Source organism: Chryseobacterium limigenitum (genome assembly GCF_900114875.1).
Lineage (GTDB): Bacteria > Bacteroidota > Bacteroidia > Flavobacteriales > Weeksellaceae > Chryseobacterium > Chryseobacterium limigenitum.
Genome location: NZ_FPKW01000001.1, coordinates 149,871 through 167,014 on the forward strand (window position 1 = coordinate 149,871; position 17,144 = coordinate 167,014).

Sequence of the window (17,144 nt, forward strand, 5' to 3'; positions counted from 1 at the left end):
TTTTCGTAAATTAGCACGTTAATAAAAAATCAAAATAGATAATTTTCAGACTCACAGCTAATGGTCTGAATATCATTATAATAAAATTTGTTTATGCAAAAAGAAGGAGAAAGACTGATTCCTATCAACATTGTTGATGAAATGAAGTCATCTTATATCGATTATTCGATGTCGGTTATCGTCTCAAGAGCGTTACCTGATGTAAGAGATGGCTTGAAACCCGTTCATAGAAGAGTGCTGTATGGTATGTATGGATTAGGGGTTTTTTCTAATAGAAAATATTTGAAATCTGCGAGAATTGTTGGTGATGTTTTAGGTAAATATCACCCGCACGGAGACTCTTCGGTATATGATGCGATGGTAAGAATGGCTCAGCCATGGAGTTTACGTTATCCTCAGGTTGACGGTCAGGGTAACTTTGGTTCAATGGACGGTGACCCGCCTGCAGCAATGCGTTATACGGAAGCAAGATTGAAAAAGATCTCTGATGATATTCTTTCAGATTTAGATAAAGAAACTGTTGATTTTCAGAATAACTTTGATGATAGTTTAACTGAACCTACGGTTATGCCTACAAAAATCCCTAACCTTTTGGTTAACGGAACATCAGGTATTGCAGTAGGTATGGCAACAAACATGGCTCCTCATAATCTATCGGAGGCTGTAAATGCTATTGGTGCTTATATCGATAATAGAGATATTACTATTGACGAATTAATGCAACACATCATTGCTCCAGATTTCCCGACAGGAGGTATTATCTATGGGTATGATGGCGTAAGGGATGCTTTCCATACAGGAAGAGGTAGAGTAGTTCTAAGAGCTAAAGTAAGCTTTGAAGAAGTGCATAACAGAAATGCAATTATCGTTACTGAAATTCCTTTCCAGGTTAACAAGGCTGAAATGATTGCCAGAACAGCCGAATTGGTAAAAGACGACAAGATTGTAGGAATCTACGAAATCAGAGATGAGTCGGACAGAAATGGTCTTCGTATCGTTTACGAATTGAAAAACGATGCAATTCCTAATGTTGTTCTGAACCTGTTATATAAATATACATCGCTTCAGACATCTTTCAGTGTTAATAATATTGCTTTGGTACATGGTAGACCGGAACAATTGAACTTAAAAGATATCATTCATCACTTCGTTGAGCACAGACATATTGTCATTGTAAGAAGAACTCAATACGAGCTTAAAAAAGCGAAGGAAAGAGCTCATATCTTAGAAGGATTCATGAAGGTGATCGGGACTCAGGACTCGTTAGATAAAGCGATTGCTATCATCCGTCACAGTGCAAACCCTCAAGGTGCAAAAGAAGGATTGATTCAGGAATTTGAGCTTTCTGACATTCAGGCTCAGGCAATTCTTGATCTTCGTTTGGCTCGTTTAACGGGAATGGAACTTGATAAGATCCGTGATGAGTACGATGCAATCATGAAAGAAATTGCAGATTTAGAAGATATCTTGGCTAATGAGCCTAGAAGATTCCAGATTATTAAAGATGAATTAGCTGAAATTAAAGAAAAATACGGCGACGAAAGAAGAACTGAAATTGATTATTCAGGAGGAGAAATGTCTATTGAAGATATTATTCCGAACGAAGCGGTAGTTCTTACAATTTCTCACGCAGGATATGTGAAGAGAACGTTGCTTTCAGAATATAAAATTCAAAGTAGAGGTGGTGTAGGAAATAAAGCGGCTACAACAAGAGATTCCGATTTCTTAGAGTACATCGTTTCTGCAACCAATCACCAGTATATGTTGTTCTTTACTGAAAAAGGTAAATGTTACTGGTTAAGAGTGTTCGAAATTCCTGAAGGGTCTAAAACCGCTAAAGGTAGAGCAGTTCAAAACTTAATTAACATTGAACCGGACGATAAGATCAAAGCATATATCAGAACCAACGACTTGAAAGATGTAGATTACATTAATCAAATGAGCGTGGTAATGATCACTAAAAACGGTACGATTAAGAAAACATCTCTTGAAGCATATTCAAGACCGAGAGTAAATGGTATCAACGCTATTGAAATTAGAGAAAATGATCAGTTGTTAAGTGCCTATTTAACAAACGGAACTTCACAGATCATGATCGCTACTAAAAATGGTAAATGTATCCGTTTCCCTGAGGAAAAAGTAAGAGAAGTGGGAAGAGGATCTATCGGAGTTCGTGGTATCACGATGGAAGATAGCGATGAGGTTATTGGTATGATTGTTGTGAATGATGTAGAAAATGAAACGGTTCTTGTAGTATCTGAAAAAGGATACGGTAAAAGAACTGCGGTAGAAGATTACAGAATTACCAACAGAGGAGGAAAAGGAGTTATCACCTTAAACATTACCGAAAAAACAGGAAATCTGATTGCTATTCAAAACGTAACAGATGATGATGGATTGATGATCATCAATAAATCCGGTGTTGCCATCCGTATGAATATGGATGAGATGAGAGTAATGGGTAGAAATACTCAGGGGGTAAGAATGATCAATCTTAAGAAAAATGACGAAATCGCAGCCATTGCAAAAGTAGCGATGGATAAAGATGTAGAAGAAGATTCTGAAGAAATTCAAGAAGGAAGTGAAATTGTAGCTGATAACCAGGAAGACAATACAGCACCTCAGGTTGAAAATGAAAATCAAACAACTGGGGAAACAGAGAATTCTGATTCTGAAGAATAAAATTGTACAATTAATATAAAATAGTGATTATGAAGAAACTAATTTTAGGTATGGCTATCGTAGCATCAGCTTTAGTTTTCGGACAAAAAGAAGATGCAAATGCTAAGCTACAGGTTGCTAACAAAGCAGCTATGGATGCATACAGCGCAAAAAACTATACCGCTGCGGCTCCTAAGTTTTTAGAAGTTTATAACTTATTGAAAACGAATGGTCAGGATGATAAAACGTATATGTACTACGCTGGGTTGAGCTATGCTTTGGCAAATAATAGTGATGATGCGATTAAGATCTACACAGAGCTTATTAATTCAGGATACACTGGAGTTCAGACAACATATACTGCAAAAGATAATAAATCAGGGCAGGTTGCCACTTACGATAAAAGTACTTGGGAATTATTAAAAAAATCTTCTTCAAAAGATTATTCTGATTTCAAAACTGAGCAGACCAAAAGTGTGGAACCGGATTTATATGAGACCCTGTCAACACTACTTTTAAATGCTAAGAAGAACGACGAAGCGATAGCTATTATTGAAAAAGGTTTGGCTAAATATCCTAATAATGCTAAATTGAAAGAATTCCAGGGAACTGCATATTACCAATCAGGAAATAATGATAAGTTCTTGGCGAACTTAAAGGAGCAATTGGCTAAAAATCCTAACGATGCTACAAACTGGTATAATTTAGGAGTTTTACAATCTAAAGATCCTGCTATGAATGCTGATGCAGAAGCTTCATTCAAAAAAGCAATCGAGCTTAAGCCTGATTTTTCAAACGCCTACCAAAACTTAGTTTTAATAACGATTGGAGATGATACTAAAGCTGTAGGAGAAATCAACACTCTTAGAAAAACGAAGCCGGATGATGCTACAAAACTAATTGAAGCTAGAAAAGAGAGATTCAACAAAGCTCTTCCTTATGCAGAAAAATGGTACCAGGCAATGCCAAATGATTTAAATGCTGTTTCTACATTGAAAGACATTTATGGAATCACTAAAAACCAAACAAAATTAGCTGAAATGAAAGCTAAAGAAGCTGAACTTAGTGCTAAAGCAAAATAATAATTCAACCCTAAAGGTAGAAATCAAACCGAAACAATTTTGTTTCGGTTTTTTTTGTCTTGCCATTCAAAACGAAGTGAAAGCGTAGTCTGGAATATTTTTGCCAATTAAATTATTAAAAATAGATCAATAGGAACGGACTTTAGCGCGTTTTCAACTTAAAAAAATAAATTCTACAAATATTTTCACAAATAACCATAATCATCTGTGTAAATCTGCGAAATCTGTGGGATAAAAAAATAAGCACAATTTCTATCATTTCGACGAAGGAGAAATCTGTCTTTTATAAATTCTTCATCTTAACTTGTTTCTTTTAAAATAATTAATACAGTAAGATTTCCTTCTTTCTTTGCTGAGTGAAACGCCTTTGCGAACGAAAAATATTCTCAATATTTTAAAGAAAACTTAGTGTTCTTTGCATTAAAACTAATTTTATCTAAACCAATTTAAAAGATAAATTCTCATAAACTTTCCAATGATTATCATCAAAAATCAATGTTAAAATTCTCTGTAATTCCGTATCTTTGGGAAAAATTTTTACAAGATGATCGAGTGGAAAACCGTCAAAGAATACGAAGATATTACCTATAAAAAATGTAATGGTGTAGCAAGAATTGCCTTCAACAGACCAGAGCTTCGAAATGCTTTTCGTCCCAAAACTACTTCCGAATTATATGATGCTTTTTATGACGCTTCTGAAGATGCTTCAATAGGCGTTGTTTTGCTTACAGGTGAGGGGCCGAGTCCTAAAGATGGAGGATGGGCTTTCTGTAGTGGAGGTGATCAAAAAGCAAGAGGACATCAGGGGTATGTTGGGGAAGACGGCAGACATCGTTTAAATATTTTAGAAGTTCAGCGTTTGATCCGTTTTATGCCGAAGGTTATTATTGCGGTTGTTCCGGGATGGGCTGTTGGTGGCGGACATTCACTTCACGTGGTTTGTGACCTTACTTTGGCGAGTAAAGAACATGCTATTTTCAAGCAGACGGATGCCGATGTTACAAGTTTTGACGGTGGTTATGGTTCTGCCTATTTAGCCAAAATGGTCGGACAGAAAAAAGCTCGTGAGATCTTCTTTCTAGGTAGAAATTATTCTGCTCAGGAAGCGTTGGAAATGGGAATGGTAAATGCTGTAATCCCTCACGACGAATTAGAAGATACGGCTTACGAATGGGCTCAGGAAATTTTAGCTAAATCTCCAACTTCTATCAGAATGCTGAAATTCGCGATGAACTTAACGGACGACGGAATGGTTGGTCAGCAGGTTTTTGCAGGCGAAGCCACCCGTTTGGCTTACATGACAGAAGAAGCAAAAGAAGGAAGAAACGCATTCTTAGAAAAGAGAAAACCGGACTTCGGAAAAGATCAATGGATATCTTAAAAATATAAATGATAATTGATGCATCATTTATCAATTATCGCTTATCAATTATAACTATGAAAGATTGGATAAAAGCCGCAAGGCTAAGAACATTACCGCTTTCTTTAAGCGGAATTATCATGGGAGCTTTCATTGCAAAATGGAGGCTTTATGGCGAAGGCGGAATTTGGGACTGGAAAATTTTTGCACTCGCGCTTGTCGTGACTTTACTGTATCAGGTACTTTCAAACTATGCCAATGATTATGGCGATGGTGTAAAAGGAACGGATGCAAAAAGAGCAACAGAAGCAGAATCAAGAGCAGTAGCTTCAGGAAGAATTACGGCAAAACAAATGAAAAATGCGGTGATCCTTTTCTCGATTTTATCTTTTGTAGCAACTATTGCACTTTTATACATTGCTTTCATTCCAAAATATATGAATGAGTTTTACATTTTCATAGGATTGGGATTAGCAAGTATTTTGGCAGCGATTGGTTATACGGTTGGAAAAAAACCTTATGGATATATGGGATTAGGAGATCTTTTTGTATTTATCTTTTTTGGTTTAGTTTCAGTTTGCGGAAGCTATTTTCTGTTTACAAAAACTTTCAGCTGGGATATGTTATTACCCGGAACTGCAGTCGGAATGATGAGTATGGCGGTTCTTAACCTTAACAATATGAGGGATATAGAAAGCGATAGATTATCAGGAAAAAATAGCTTTGCATTAAGAATTGGTTTCAAAAATGCGATGATTTATGAAATGATTTTATTACAGCTTCCTTTGATCTTAATTATGATATTTTTAGGATTAAATGGCTTCATTCAGAATCAAAATTATTACGTTTTCATCGTGATGATCTTATTGATTCCGTTTGCAAAACTGAGAAGAAAAATCATGGCCGTAAAAGAACCTAAAGAATTAGATCCATTCTTAAAACAGGTTGGAATTCTAACATTTACAATGGCTGTTCTTACAGCAATTGGACTTAATTTCTTTAAATAATAAGTTCAAACTCGAAATTGCAGATAAACTTCGAGAGAAATTAAATCATAAATTAAAGTGGATAACCCAAAAATTAAAAATATAAACCGAATATTATCAATTTTTATATTGATTCTGAGTCCGTTTTTTATTTATTTAACATCAACAATATTTATAAAAGATGGAGGTTCTGAAGGTTTTTTATATTTGATACTTCCATTTTCAATTTTGGCAAATCTATTTATGATACCGTCAATAATTACATTATTTAAGAATAAATCAACCAACAGATTTTATTTTTTCATAAATATTATTGGCTGTATATACTCAATATTACTTTCACTATTAATATTATAAAATTAGAAATGAAAATACAATACTTAGGACAAAATTGTTTTTTGTTCAATTATAAAGACAAAACTATTTTGAGTGATCCTTTCTACAATTACAAAAAAGCAGAATCAGGGTTTGATATTTCAGCTCAAAAGATTGATTATATCTTATTAACTCATGCACACGGAGATCATATCGCGGACGTGGACGAAGTTTTACAATTTCATCCGGATGCTACGATAATCGGAGTTCCGGAAGTTTGTGCGTATTTCAAAACAGCTAAAAATAAAGACGATGTAAACTTAGGAGGATCGGCAAAAATCGACGATCTTAAAATCTCTATGGTAACAGCTCATCATACAAGTTCTTTCCCTGATGGAAGCTATGGAGGTGTTCCTGTAGGATATATTTTCAGATTACCTGAAGGTAGAAATCTTTATTTGGCCGGAGATACAGGAGTAATGGCTGATATGGAATTGTTCCCAAGATTATATGGAAATATTGACTTGTCAATTTTACCAATCGGAAGTCACTACACAATGTGTCCGAGAAAAGCAGCTTTTGCAGCAGCAGAATTATTGAAAACTCCAAAAGTTATCGGATGCCATTTTGATACTTTCCCTGCAATTGAAATTAATCACGAGAGTGCATTAAAACATTTTGCAGATAAAAATGTAGAACTTGTTTTGCCTAAACTAGGAGAGGCGTTCGAATTTTAAGTAAATGATAAAAGGTAATTTGAAAATGATGTTTGAAATGTTGAAAAGTATAGAAACAAAAAAAGATAATTCTCAAATTACCTTATTTCAACTTAAACCAAAAAAAAATGGCAAGCTACCTAAATCACACCGCTACGACCAATTACCTTTGCTGCGTTCCCACCCTGGAGGATTCTCAGGAGCTGGTTGTTTAGGACTTGCCGTTGCAAAGGTAGGAATATTTTATAAACTTCAAAATAAAATCAAAGAAAAATAATCTGAAAAATCCTTTATTGAAGCTAAATTACTGAAATTTAGACTAATAATTTTTCAAAAAATTTCTAAAAAATTAAACATGACGAAAAGTCCAACTACAATAGGAATTATACTTTTTATAGCTACTATGATCGTTTTTTTTATAGTATATTACTTCTTTTCAGGAATACACTATTTTGATATTTCATTGAAAGCCAATGCTTTCGTGTTGCCTGTTTTATATGCCGGAGCTGCATTTTGGTCAGTAAAAGTGTATTGGAATGATCATCGGTTAAATTTCAGACAAGCTTTTAAAAGAGCATTCATCCCGATGTTTATTGGCGGGATTCTTTCAATTTTCAGCATATATTCGTTCTTAAATTTTGTTGATACAGATGCAAAAAAGTTGTTAAATTATCAATATGTTCATACACAAAAATCTGAACTGGACAAAGAATATACTTCTGCAAGGAAGATTATGAAACATCAAAAAGATATTGATGAATTAGACCAAAAATATAAAGAAAGACTTCAAAGTTTCACTCCTGCTGCTGTTAAAGGAAAAGATATGCTTACAGCAAGTCATTTTTCAGGATATTTTGCGGCAATTCTTATATTTTACGTAGTTTTGTCTTTGTTTTTCGGAGCATTTTTCAGAACAAGAAGTGTTCACGAGGAACCAATAAATCAAGAATAATTTTATTAAAATTAAATGAATCTATCTATAGTTATTCCGTTACTTAATGAGGAAGACTCTCTGGAAGAGCTTTTTTCAAGGATTGATAATGTTTGTAAAACAAGCAGTTTATCATATGAAATCTGGTTTGTGGATGATGGAAGTACGGATCTATCATGGAATATTATCGAAAACTTAAAAATACAACATCCTCAAATTCACGGAATTAAGTTTTCCAAAAATTACGGAAAATCTCAGGCGCTTCATGCCGCTTTTGAAAGAACCAACGGGGATGTGATCATCACAATGGATGCTGATTTGCAGGATTTTCCGGAAGAAATTCCGGAATTGTACAACATGGTGATCAATGATAATTACGACATTGTTTCCGGTTGGAAAAAGAAGCGTTTTGATAATGTAATGACGAAAAATGTTCCGTCAAAATTATTTAATGCAGCAGCAAGAAAAGTTTCTGGCGTTGAACTTCATGATTTCAATTGCGGATTGAAAGCTTATAAAAAACAGGTAGTAAAAACAATCGATGTGTATGGAGATATGCACCGCTATATTCCTGTTTTGGCTGCCAATGCGGGTTTCAGAAGAATTACTGAAAAAGAAGTTCAGCATCAGGCAAGACCTTACGGAACTTCAAAATTTGGAACAGAAAGATTTATCCGTGGCTTTTTAGATTTGGTAACCCTTTGGTTTGTAAGTCGTTTTGGAGGCAGGCCGATGCATTTTTTTGGTGCGGTAGGAACAATTATGTTCATTTTAGGTTTTCTTTCTGCAGTCTGGTTAGGAGTTTCAAAATTAATTGATGTTGCGAGAGGAATTTATGGTCATCTGATTACCAATAATCCGTGGTTTTTCATTGCTTTAACGATGATGATTATGGGAACTTTACTGTTTATCGCAGGGTTTTTAGGAGAAATGATTATCAGAACAAATAGAGAACATAAAAATTATAATATTGACGAAGTTATTTAATATGGAAAATAATTTGCCCAAAATATACTCTAAAAAAGCTATTTTAGGTTTTTCTATTTTTATGTCAACTCTTTTTGGAGGTATTTTATTATATCTTAATTTAATGAGTGTCAAAAAAAAGACAGAAGCCTATACTGTTTTAGGAGTTTCTATTTTATTGACAATCATTAGTATAGTTATAGTTAATATTCCAGAAAACCCTAAAGGGTCGTTGGCGTATTTGTGTGGCTTAGCTGGAGGAAGCATACTTTCATATTTTTTTGTTCCAAAATATTTTCCAAACGAAGAAGAGTATTCTAAAAAAGCTATTTGGAAACCTTTAATCATTGCTGTAATAATAAGTGCAATTTTTGTAGCTCTTATGATTTATGCAGGATCAGTTGAAAATGGTTAAATAATGAAATGATTTTTATGAATAAAAAAAGTTGTTTGAACTGTGGTCATATAATTTCCGGTGAGTTTTGTTCTCATTGCGGGCAAAAATCAGACACAGCAAGAATAACTCCACATTCTCTTATCAAAAATGATATTTTAGGATCGATCTGGCATATTGAAACTAAATTTTTCCACACACTAAAAGACGTTTTGTTCAAACCCGGACAAACGGCGATGGACTATATTTCAGGGAAAAGAATTAAATATTATAATTTATTTTCCCTGTTGCTTATCTTATTTGGATTCAATGTTTTAATGCTTCATTTTTATTTGGATCTTAATCCTAAAGAGATTACTGCAGACGGCTCAAATATTATTGATTTTTTCTCTAAGTATTCTAAAACAATTTTATTTGCATTTATTCCAATTTTGGCTTTAAATGCTAGGATTCTCTTTAAGCGTATTAAATTAAACCTTGCAGAACACGTTATTCTCGCATCTGTCAGTCTCTCAGGGATCTTGACGTTGTTATTATTGGATGATGTCATCAGTATTATCGGAATTTATGAGCCACTGTCAAAAATCATTAATGTATTAGATAAAATTTTAGTGTATAGTTTAACTTTATTTCCTGCTTTTACCTACTTTAATGCCTTTAAAAATTCATATTCAACCTCAGGTTTAATATGGAGATTGTCAGTGTTTTATATTTTACTTTCAGTCGAATGTTTTGCAATAATTATACTTTTATATAACCTATTTTAAAAATAATAATGAAGAATATATTTTATGCAGTTGCTGTTTTTGCCTTAGTTTCTTGTGGAAAAATATCTCCAAAAGGAAAAATTGAAACTAAAGATGTAGATGTACCGGAATTTGTTAATCTGGATCTTGACGGGAAATTCCGCGTATTCTATGCAAGAGGAACCAAAAATTTTGTTGAAATAGAAACCTACCCGAATGTCGCCAGTAATTTGGATGTTGATGTGAAAGATAAAACACTTTTCATCAAAGAAAACAGAGGGACCAAAGGCGTTGATTTCTATAATGTAACGATTTATTCAAAATATAATCTTGAGAAAGTCTCTATCTCAGATTCAGTGGAAATGAACATTTCAAGTGAAATTAAGACCGATAATTTTAGGCTTAATCTAAAAAATAATGCTACTTTTATGGGTTCCGTGAATACGAGAAGAGCAGAAGTAGATATGCAGAACAGAAGCCGTGCAAATTTTCTTGGACTGACAAAAGATGCTGTCATCAAAATCTCTGATACAGCGAGTTTGATTGCTCCTTACTGGAAAATTACCAACTTGAAAATAGACTCCAAAAACGGAAATTATGCAGAAGTAAATGTAAAAGATTCATTAAAAGGACAAATTCAGAATACCGCGAAATTTGTTTATTATAATGATCCGATTCGTGCTTTTAAAATAGATAAAACAACAAAGGTTGAAAATAAAAAGCTGGATTAAAAGGGCATTTGTCATTCAGAACGGAACAAAGTGTAGTGAAGAATCTTTCTTTACAATATTTAAAAAGATTTCTTGTTCCTCAATATGACAATTAAAATCAATAAATTAAACTAGTACTCAACAAACTATAAAAGAACAAAATACACATATGACAACATTAGAAAAAGCAAAACTTTGGTTAAGTGACACATTCGATAAAGAAACGAGAGATGCTGTTCAATCATTAATTGACAGCAATTCGCCTGACTTGGAAGACTCTTTTTACAGAGAATTAGAGTTCGGAACGGGAGGGATGCGTGGAATTATGGGTGTCGGAACCAATCGTTTAAATAAATACACGTTAGGTCAAGCAACACAGGGACTTGCGAATTATATGTTGGCGCAGTTTCCTAACGAAGAAATCAAGGTTGCGATCGCTTATGACGTGCGTCACAATTCAAAAGAATTTGGAAAATTAGTGGCTGATGTTTTAACGGCAAACGGAATAAAAGTGCTTCTTTTCAAAGATCACAGACCGACTCCGGAATTGTCTTTCACGGTTCGTGACAAGAAATGTAACGGAGGAATTGTATTAACGGCTTCTCACAATCCACCGGAATATAACGGTTATAAAGTATATTGGAATGACGGTGCGCAAATCGTTCCGCCACATGACGAAGCGATTATTAATGAAGTATATTCTGTAAAATTTGATGAAATTAAATTCGAAGGAAACGATGATTTAATTGAATGGATCGGACCTGAGCAAGATGATGTTTACATTGATGCTTGTATCGAAAACTCTACGTATCAGAACGTTGGAAAAGAAAATTTGAATATCGTTTTCACGTCAATCCACGGAACTACTTATACAACGGTTCCTAAAGCTTTAGAAAAAGCAGGTTTCAAAAAGATCGACCTTGTGAAGGAGCAAATGATTCCGAGTGGAAATTTCACAACGGTAGAATCTCCAAATCCTGAAGAGCCTGCAGCATTGGAAATGGCGATGGATTTGGCAAAAATCACTAATGCAGACATTGTTATCGGAACAGATCCTGATGGTGACAGACTTGGAATTGCGGTAAGAAATCTTGATGGAGAAATGCAGTTATTGAATGGTAATCAGACCAATACGATTCTTACATACTACATTTTAAATGAATGGAGAAAATTAGATAAAATCACAGGCTCTGAATTCATCGGTTCTACGATCGTAACTTCAGATATTTTCTTTGATATTGCTCAGAAATTCGGAGTTCAGTGTAAATCAGGACTTACAGGATTCAAATGGATCGGAAAAATGATCCGTGAAGCAGAAGGAAAAGAAAAATTCATCTGTGGTGGTGAAGAAAGTTTTGGGTTTATGACAGGAGACTTTGTTCGTGATAAAGATTCTTGCGGAAGTATTCTTGTGGCATGTGAGATCGCTGCATGGTGTAAAGCCAATGGCAGAACGATGTACCAGTACATGATTGAGATCTATCAGGAAGTAGGAATGTACTACGAAGGATTGGTAAATCTTGTGAGAAAAGGTAGAGACGGAGCAGAAGAAATTCAGAATATGATGAAAAACTTCCGTGAAAATCCTCCAAAGCAATTAGCAGGATCATTGGTTGAAGAAGTGAAGGATTTCAAAGAACAGACTAATTTTGTTGTTTCCAAAAATGAAAAATTGGTGATGAACGAAATTCCAAAGTCTAATGTATTGATTTATTATACTCAGGACGGAACAAAAGTGTGTGTAAGACCTTCAGGTACAGAACCAAAGATTAAGTTTTATATTTCAGTAAAAGACGAACTTAATTCTGAAGCAGATTTCAAGAAAAAACTGAAAAGTTTAGAAGAAAAAATTCAGGAAGTAAAAAAAGATCTTCAATTGACATAAATAAAAAGGAATAAGGATTTAGGAAATAGGTATTTTGTACGTAATAAAACTAAGCCCTAAAATCTAAATCCTAATCCCTAAAAATAAAAATAACATTATAATAAAAATAAAGTGAAAGTTTCAAAATTAGCGGCGAACCTGATTGGTTCTGAAATTGTAAAAATTGGTAATGAAGTAAATGATTTAAAGGCAAAAGGAGCGGAAATAGCCAATCTTACCATTGGTGACCTGAATTCTAATATCTACCCGATACCCGCAAAGTTGAAGGAAGAAGTTCAGAAAGCATATCAGAACAATCTGACAAATTATCCGCCGGCAAATGGACTTTTATCTTTAAGAAATGAAGTTTCTAAAGACTTGAAAACAAGATGGAATCTTGATTATTCTGCAAATGATATTTTAATCACGGCAGGTTCAAGACCTTTGATTTATGCGGTTTACAAAACGATCGTTGACGAAGGAGATAAAGTGGTCTACCCGACACCATCTTGGAACAACAATCATTATGCTTATCTTACTTCAGCAGACGCTATTGAAGTAAAAACAACTCAGGAAAATAACTTTCTTCCGACTGCGGACGACTTAAGACCACACTTGGAGGGAGCAGTTTTGGTAGCTCTTTGTTCACCATTGAACCCTACAGGAACAATGTTTACAGAAGAACAGCTTTCTGAAATCTGCAAATTGATTTTAGCTGAAAACAAAAAAAGAGGTGAAGACGAAAAGCCGTTGTACTTAATGTATGACCAAATTTATTCTAACCTAACTTTTGGGGCAAAACATTTCGATCCGGTTTCTCTTTTCCCTGAAATGAGAGAATATACGATCTATATCGACGGTATTTCTAAGTGTTTGGCAGCAACTGGAGTTCGTGTTGGTTGGGGATTCGGCCCGGCTCATATTATTGATAAAATGAAGGCTCTTTTAACTCACGTTGGTGCTTGGGCGCCAAAACCGGAGCAGGAAGCTACTGCAAAATATTTTGAAAATCCAGACGATGTAAATACTTTCGTTGATGATTTTAAAGGAAAGCTTGAAGCAAGTTTAAAAGTTCTTCATCAGGGAATCCAGGATCTAAAAGGAAAAGGATTAGCTGTTGAAAGTATCGAACCAATGGGTGCGCTTTACCTTACAATCAAATTAGATTATATCGGAAAAACAAAACCTGACGGAACCGTTATCGAAAATTCTTCAGACCTAGTATTTTACCTGATTAATGAAGCTGGAGTTGCATTAGTGCCGTTTTCAGCTTTCGGAGAAGAAAAATCTGAGCCTTGGTTCCGTGCTTCTGTTGGAGGATTGCCTATCGAAGAAATTTCAGGTATGATGCCTAAATTGGAAGATGCATTAAACAAATTAAAGTAATTTCATATAAATAATGAATGCTTCGACTAAGTTCAGCATGATGTCACTAAAAGTTACCGTTAAGTTAGAACAGTTAGTATTAGAGATGTTATGCTGAGCGGAGTCGAAGCATTTTATAATTAGCAATCATTTATTCTCAATTAATTATAAATGAAATTTCCAAAAAAATCCTTTCTAGAAACTAAACTCCTGAGTTACTCGACATTAGGAATCATTGTTTTGGTAATTCTAAGCGTTTGGCTTTCAGGAACAGGTTCTCACAGATCTTTATTTCAAAATTCTATTTTATCAACTTCAATTTTGGCGGGTGCATTTTTCCTGTTTATCAGTTTGGGATTGTATTATGGATTGAAATTGAAAGATAATGTTGGAAATGTTTTAAATCATGAAAGAATTAAAAAGGTTTCAGACAAAACACCAACAATTGATGGTTTTGAATTCGACCCTCCTGATATTGGAGACGGAATTGGAGGAATTATAATTTCAATTATTGTTTGGTTCTTGTTTGGTTCTTGTTTTCAATTATTATTACATTCTTATTTTACATTCTAGGAGTTTTCTTTTGGGCTGTAATTTTATTATTCATAGCAATGTTATATTGGATTTTTTTCCGAGCTTTACGTTTGGTATTTAAAAATTCAAAGCATTGCAAGGGAGATCTATTAAAAAGTTTAGCATTTGGATTTTTTTATTCATTTCTTTACATTTCATGGATTTACGGAATTATCTTTTTAGCTAATTATTTAAATTAAAAGAAACTCATAATTAACAACTTATAACGATTTTACCTTATGAAAATCATTGCTGTCATTCCCGCACGCTACGAAGCAAGCCGTTTTCCGGGAAAATTAATGCAGATTTTAGGCGAAAAAACTGTAATTACGACAACATATAAAAATGTTGTTGAAACAGGTTTGTTCGATGAAGTTTTTGTGGCCACCGATTCTGAAATTATTTTTAATGAAATTGAGAATAATGGCGGAAAAGCTGTCATGACCGGACAACACGAAACAGGAAGCGATAGAATTGCAGAAGCTGTACAAAATATTGATTGTGATATCGTTATCAATGTTCAGGGTGACGAACCCTTTCTTAAGTTAAAACCTTTAAAGCAATTAATTGAAGTTTTTAGAGAAGATGAAAATCAGGAAATTTCTTTAGCTTCATTAAAAATACAACTCACTGAAAAAGAAGAGATCGAAAATCCAAATAATGTAAAAGTTATTACGGATAACAGTGGTTTTGCATTGTATTTTAGTCGTTCTGTGATTCCTTTTCACAGAGAAATTTCTTATGATGTAAGTTATTTTAAACATATCGGAGTGTATGCTTTCAGAAAACATGCTTTGCTTCAGTTCTCAAAATTAGAAATGAAACCGTTGGAAATATCAGAAAAGATAGAATGCATCCGTTATTTAGAATATGGCATGAAAATCAAGATGATAGAGACAAATTTTGTGGGAGTGGGAATCGATACACCGGAAGATTTAGAGAAAGCCCGAAAAATAATATCAGAATAATTGGTAAATTACTAGATTGATACATTGGTAAATTATTTAAAGCCTTATATTTGAATTGATAAAATTGAATTAATGAAGAAATTACTTTTAGTATTCGTCCTGATTTATTCGCAAACTTTTTTTGCACAGACGGCAAAGGAAATTATAGAAAAAAACATCGAATTATCCGGAGGATTAACCAATTGGAAACTGTTAAATTCAGTATTGCTTCAGGGAAAAGTAATCTTGGGAATTAAAGACGAATATCCGATTAAGATCTTTCAGGAGCGTCCGAATCTTACCAAGACCGTTCTTACCATAAATAATAAAGAAACAGCTATTGAAGGCTACGACGGAAATAAGGGATATGCAATGAACTATGCAACCAACAAAGTTCAGGAATATCCGAATTATGTGCCGGAAAGTTTTGATAATGACTTCATAGACTGGGAAAATAAAGGCTTTGATGCAAAATATTTAGGAAAAGAAAAAGTAGGAGAAATTTACTGTCATAAAGTTGAATTGACGAAAAATGTAAATAAAAATTACTATTATTTTGACACCAAAACATACATGCTTTTGAAGGAGATAAAGAAAGATGAAACAGTAAGCTACTCTGATTATAAGAAAGTTGGAAACTTGGTAATGCCTTTCAGAATTGAATCTTCAAGTCCTAAAAAAGATGGAGATTATGTAATGTTAATTAATAAAATTGACATCAATAAAGTATTTCCTGCGAATATTTTTAAGTTTTAATAATCCAAAAAACTTGATGACCTTTGCCGAGTGAAATCGAAGATTCGACGTAGTCAAACGCCTTTGCGATCCTTAAAAACAATTAGTCGTCAAAAAAATCTTTGCGAGCTTTGCGTTAAAGAAAAAACATTATTAAAATCAGATATAGAATAATTTTAATTAAAGAAAATATACTAAAATGAAAAAGGTTTTCTTACTGATGCTTTCTTTTGTAGCATTTCTACAAAGTTGCACCAACCAAAAAAGTGAATTGTCTAAAACTAAAACCAACGAACTTATGGGAAAAACAATATACGATTTCAAAGTTAATGCTCTGGAAGAAGGTAAAGAGATCAACTTTGCAGATTTCAAAGGAAAGAAAATCCTTATCGTAAATACAGCTTCGGAATGCGGATTTACTCCACAATATGCTGATCTTGAAAAAGTTTATGAAGAATATAAAGATAAATTAGTAATCGTAGGTTTCCCTGCAAACAATTTTGGAGGGCAGGAGCCCGGAACGAACACTGAGATCGGAGCTTTTTGTCAAAAAAATTATGGTGTAACATTTCCATTAGCTGCAAAAGTTTCAGTGAAAGGAGATGATACGGCTCCAATATTTAAATATTTAACTGAAAAAGATTTAAACGGAGTGAAAAATACGACCATCCTTTGGAATTTCACGAAATTTTTAATCGATGAAAACGGAAAATTGGTTGATAGTTTTATCAGTACTACAAAACCTACTGATCAGGCGATTACAAAATATCTGAAATAAAATAAAGAAATACTT

Annotated in this window: 16 protein-coding genes and 1 other RNA gene; 16 read left to right on the forward strand and 1 reads right to left on the reverse strand. The window is 33.8% G+C overall.

Annotated features, from left to right (window positions below; translation table 11 throughout):
* The first annotated feature begins 93 nt into the window (after positions 1-93).
* From gyrA to BT156_RS00725, 5 genes are all read left to right on the forward strand, one after another.
* Positions 94-2,682 carry a DNA gyrase subunit A gene (gene gyrA, locus BT156_RS00705; protein ID WP_072406234.1) on the forward strand — a complete coding sequence of 863 codons (2,589 nt, stop codon included), beginning with the start codon at positions 94-96 and terminating at the stop codon, positions 2,680-2,682.
* 29 nt (positions 2,683-2,711) lie between these two features.
* Positions 2,712-3,743, forward strand: coding sequence for a tetratricopeptide repeat protein (locus tag BT156_RS00710; RefSeq protein WP_072406236.1), 1,032 nt, complete (start codon positions 2,712-2,714; stop codon positions 3,741-3,743).
* Positions 3,744-4,287: 544 nt separating this feature from the next.
* Positions 4,288-5,124 (forward strand): 1,4-dihydroxy-2-naphthoyl-CoA synthase, encoded by an 837-nt coding sequence (locus tag BT156_RS00715; RefSeq protein WP_072406238.1) that lies wholly within the window; start codon positions 4,288-4,290, stop codon positions 5,122-5,124.
* A gap of 56 nt (positions 5,125-5,180) precedes the next feature.
* Positions 5,181-6,110: a 1,4-dihydroxy-2-naphthoate octaprenyltransferase gene (gene menA, locus BT156_RS00720; RefSeq protein WP_072406240.1), complete on the forward strand. Its 930-nt coding sequence runs from the start codon at positions 5,181-5,183 to the stop codon at positions 6,108-6,110.
* A 344-nt stretch (positions 6,111-6,454) separates the two neighbouring features.
* Complete coding sequence (locus BT156_RS00725; protein ID WP_072406242.1) at positions 6,455-7,141, forward strand: metal-dependent hydrolase; 687 nt, start codon at positions 6,455-6,457, stop codon at positions 7,139-7,141.
* Positions 7,142-7,246: 105 nt separating this feature from the next.
* Here the strand turns inward: BT156_RS00725 and ffs are convergent.
* Positions 7,247-7,344, reverse strand: an RNA gene (gene ffs / locus BT156_RS00730) — signal recognition particle sRNA small type.
* Between the two features lie 131 nt (positions 7,345-7,475).
* Here ffs and BT156_RS00735 point away from each other — a divergent pair.
* From BT156_RS00735 to BT156_RS00785, 11 genes are all read left to right on the forward strand, one after another.
* Positions 7,476-8,072: a DUF4199 domain-containing protein gene (locus tag BT156_RS00735; protein WP_072406245.1), complete on the forward strand. Its 597-nt coding sequence runs from the start codon at positions 7,476-7,478 to the stop codon at positions 8,070-8,072.
* Positions 8,073-8,087: 15 nt separating this feature from the next.
* Positions 8,088-9,038: a glycosyltransferase family 2 protein gene (locus BT156_RS00740; RefSeq protein WP_072406247.1), complete on the forward strand. Its 951-nt coding sequence runs from the start codon at positions 8,088-8,090 to the stop codon at positions 9,036-9,038.
* A complete protein-coding gene (locus tag BT156_RS00745) occupies positions 9,022-9,432 on the forward strand; it encodes a hypothetical protein (protein WP_228429911.1) in 411 nt (136 codons plus the stop codon). Before BT156_RS00740 ends, BT156_RS00745 begins: the two co-directional genes overlap by 17 nt.
* Before the next feature lie 17 nt (positions 9,433-9,449).
* The gene (locus BT156_RS00750; protein ID WP_170857256.1) at positions 9,450-10,178 is read left to right on the forward strand and encodes a DUF3667 domain-containing protein; all 729 of its coding nucleotides are present in this window, start codon (positions 9,450-9,452) and stop codon (positions 10,176-10,178) included.
* An 8-nt stretch (positions 10,179-10,186) separates the two neighbouring features.
* Complete coding sequence (locus BT156_RS00755) at positions 10,187-10,888, forward strand: GIN domain-containing protein (RefSeq protein WP_072406252.1); 702 nt, start codon at positions 10,187-10,189, stop codon at positions 10,886-10,888.
* A gap of 148 nt (positions 10,889-11,036) precedes the next feature.
* Positions 11,037-12,752, forward strand: coding sequence for a phospho-sugar mutase (locus tag BT156_RS00760; protein WP_072406254.1), 1,716 nt, complete (start codon positions 11,037-11,039; stop codon positions 12,750-12,752).
* Between the two features lie 111 nt (positions 12,753-12,863).
* Entirely contained in the window at positions 12,864-14,117 is a 1,254-nt protein-coding gene (locus BT156_RS00765; protein WP_072406256.1) for a pyridoxal phosphate-dependent aminotransferase, read from the forward strand.
* 150 nt (positions 14,118-14,267) lie between these two features.
* On the forward strand, positions 14,268-14,669 hold the full coding sequence (locus BT156_RS00770) for a hypothetical protein (protein ID WP_072406258.1): 402 nt from the start codon (positions 14,268-14,270) through the stop codon (positions 14,667-14,669).
* Between the two features lie 239 nt (positions 14,670-14,908).
* On the forward strand, positions 14,909-15,637 hold the full coding sequence (gene kdsB, locus BT156_RS00775; protein ID WP_072406260.1) for a 3-deoxy-manno-octulosonate cytidylyltransferase: 729 nt from the start codon (positions 14,909-14,911) through the stop codon (positions 15,635-15,637).
* Between the two features lie 72 nt (positions 15,638-15,709).
* Positions 15,710-16,372 carry a histidine kinase gene (locus BT156_RS00780; protein ID WP_072406262.1) on the forward strand — a complete coding sequence of 221 codons (663 nt, stop codon included), beginning with the start codon at positions 15,710-15,712 and terminating at the stop codon, positions 16,370-16,372.
* 178 nt (positions 16,373-16,550) lie between these two features.
* On the forward strand, positions 16,551-17,129 hold the full coding sequence (locus tag BT156_RS00785) for a glutathione peroxidase (protein ID WP_066758267.1): 579 nt from the start codon (positions 16,551-16,553) through the stop codon (positions 17,127-17,129).
* Positions 17,130-17,144 lie beyond the last annotated feature (15 nt).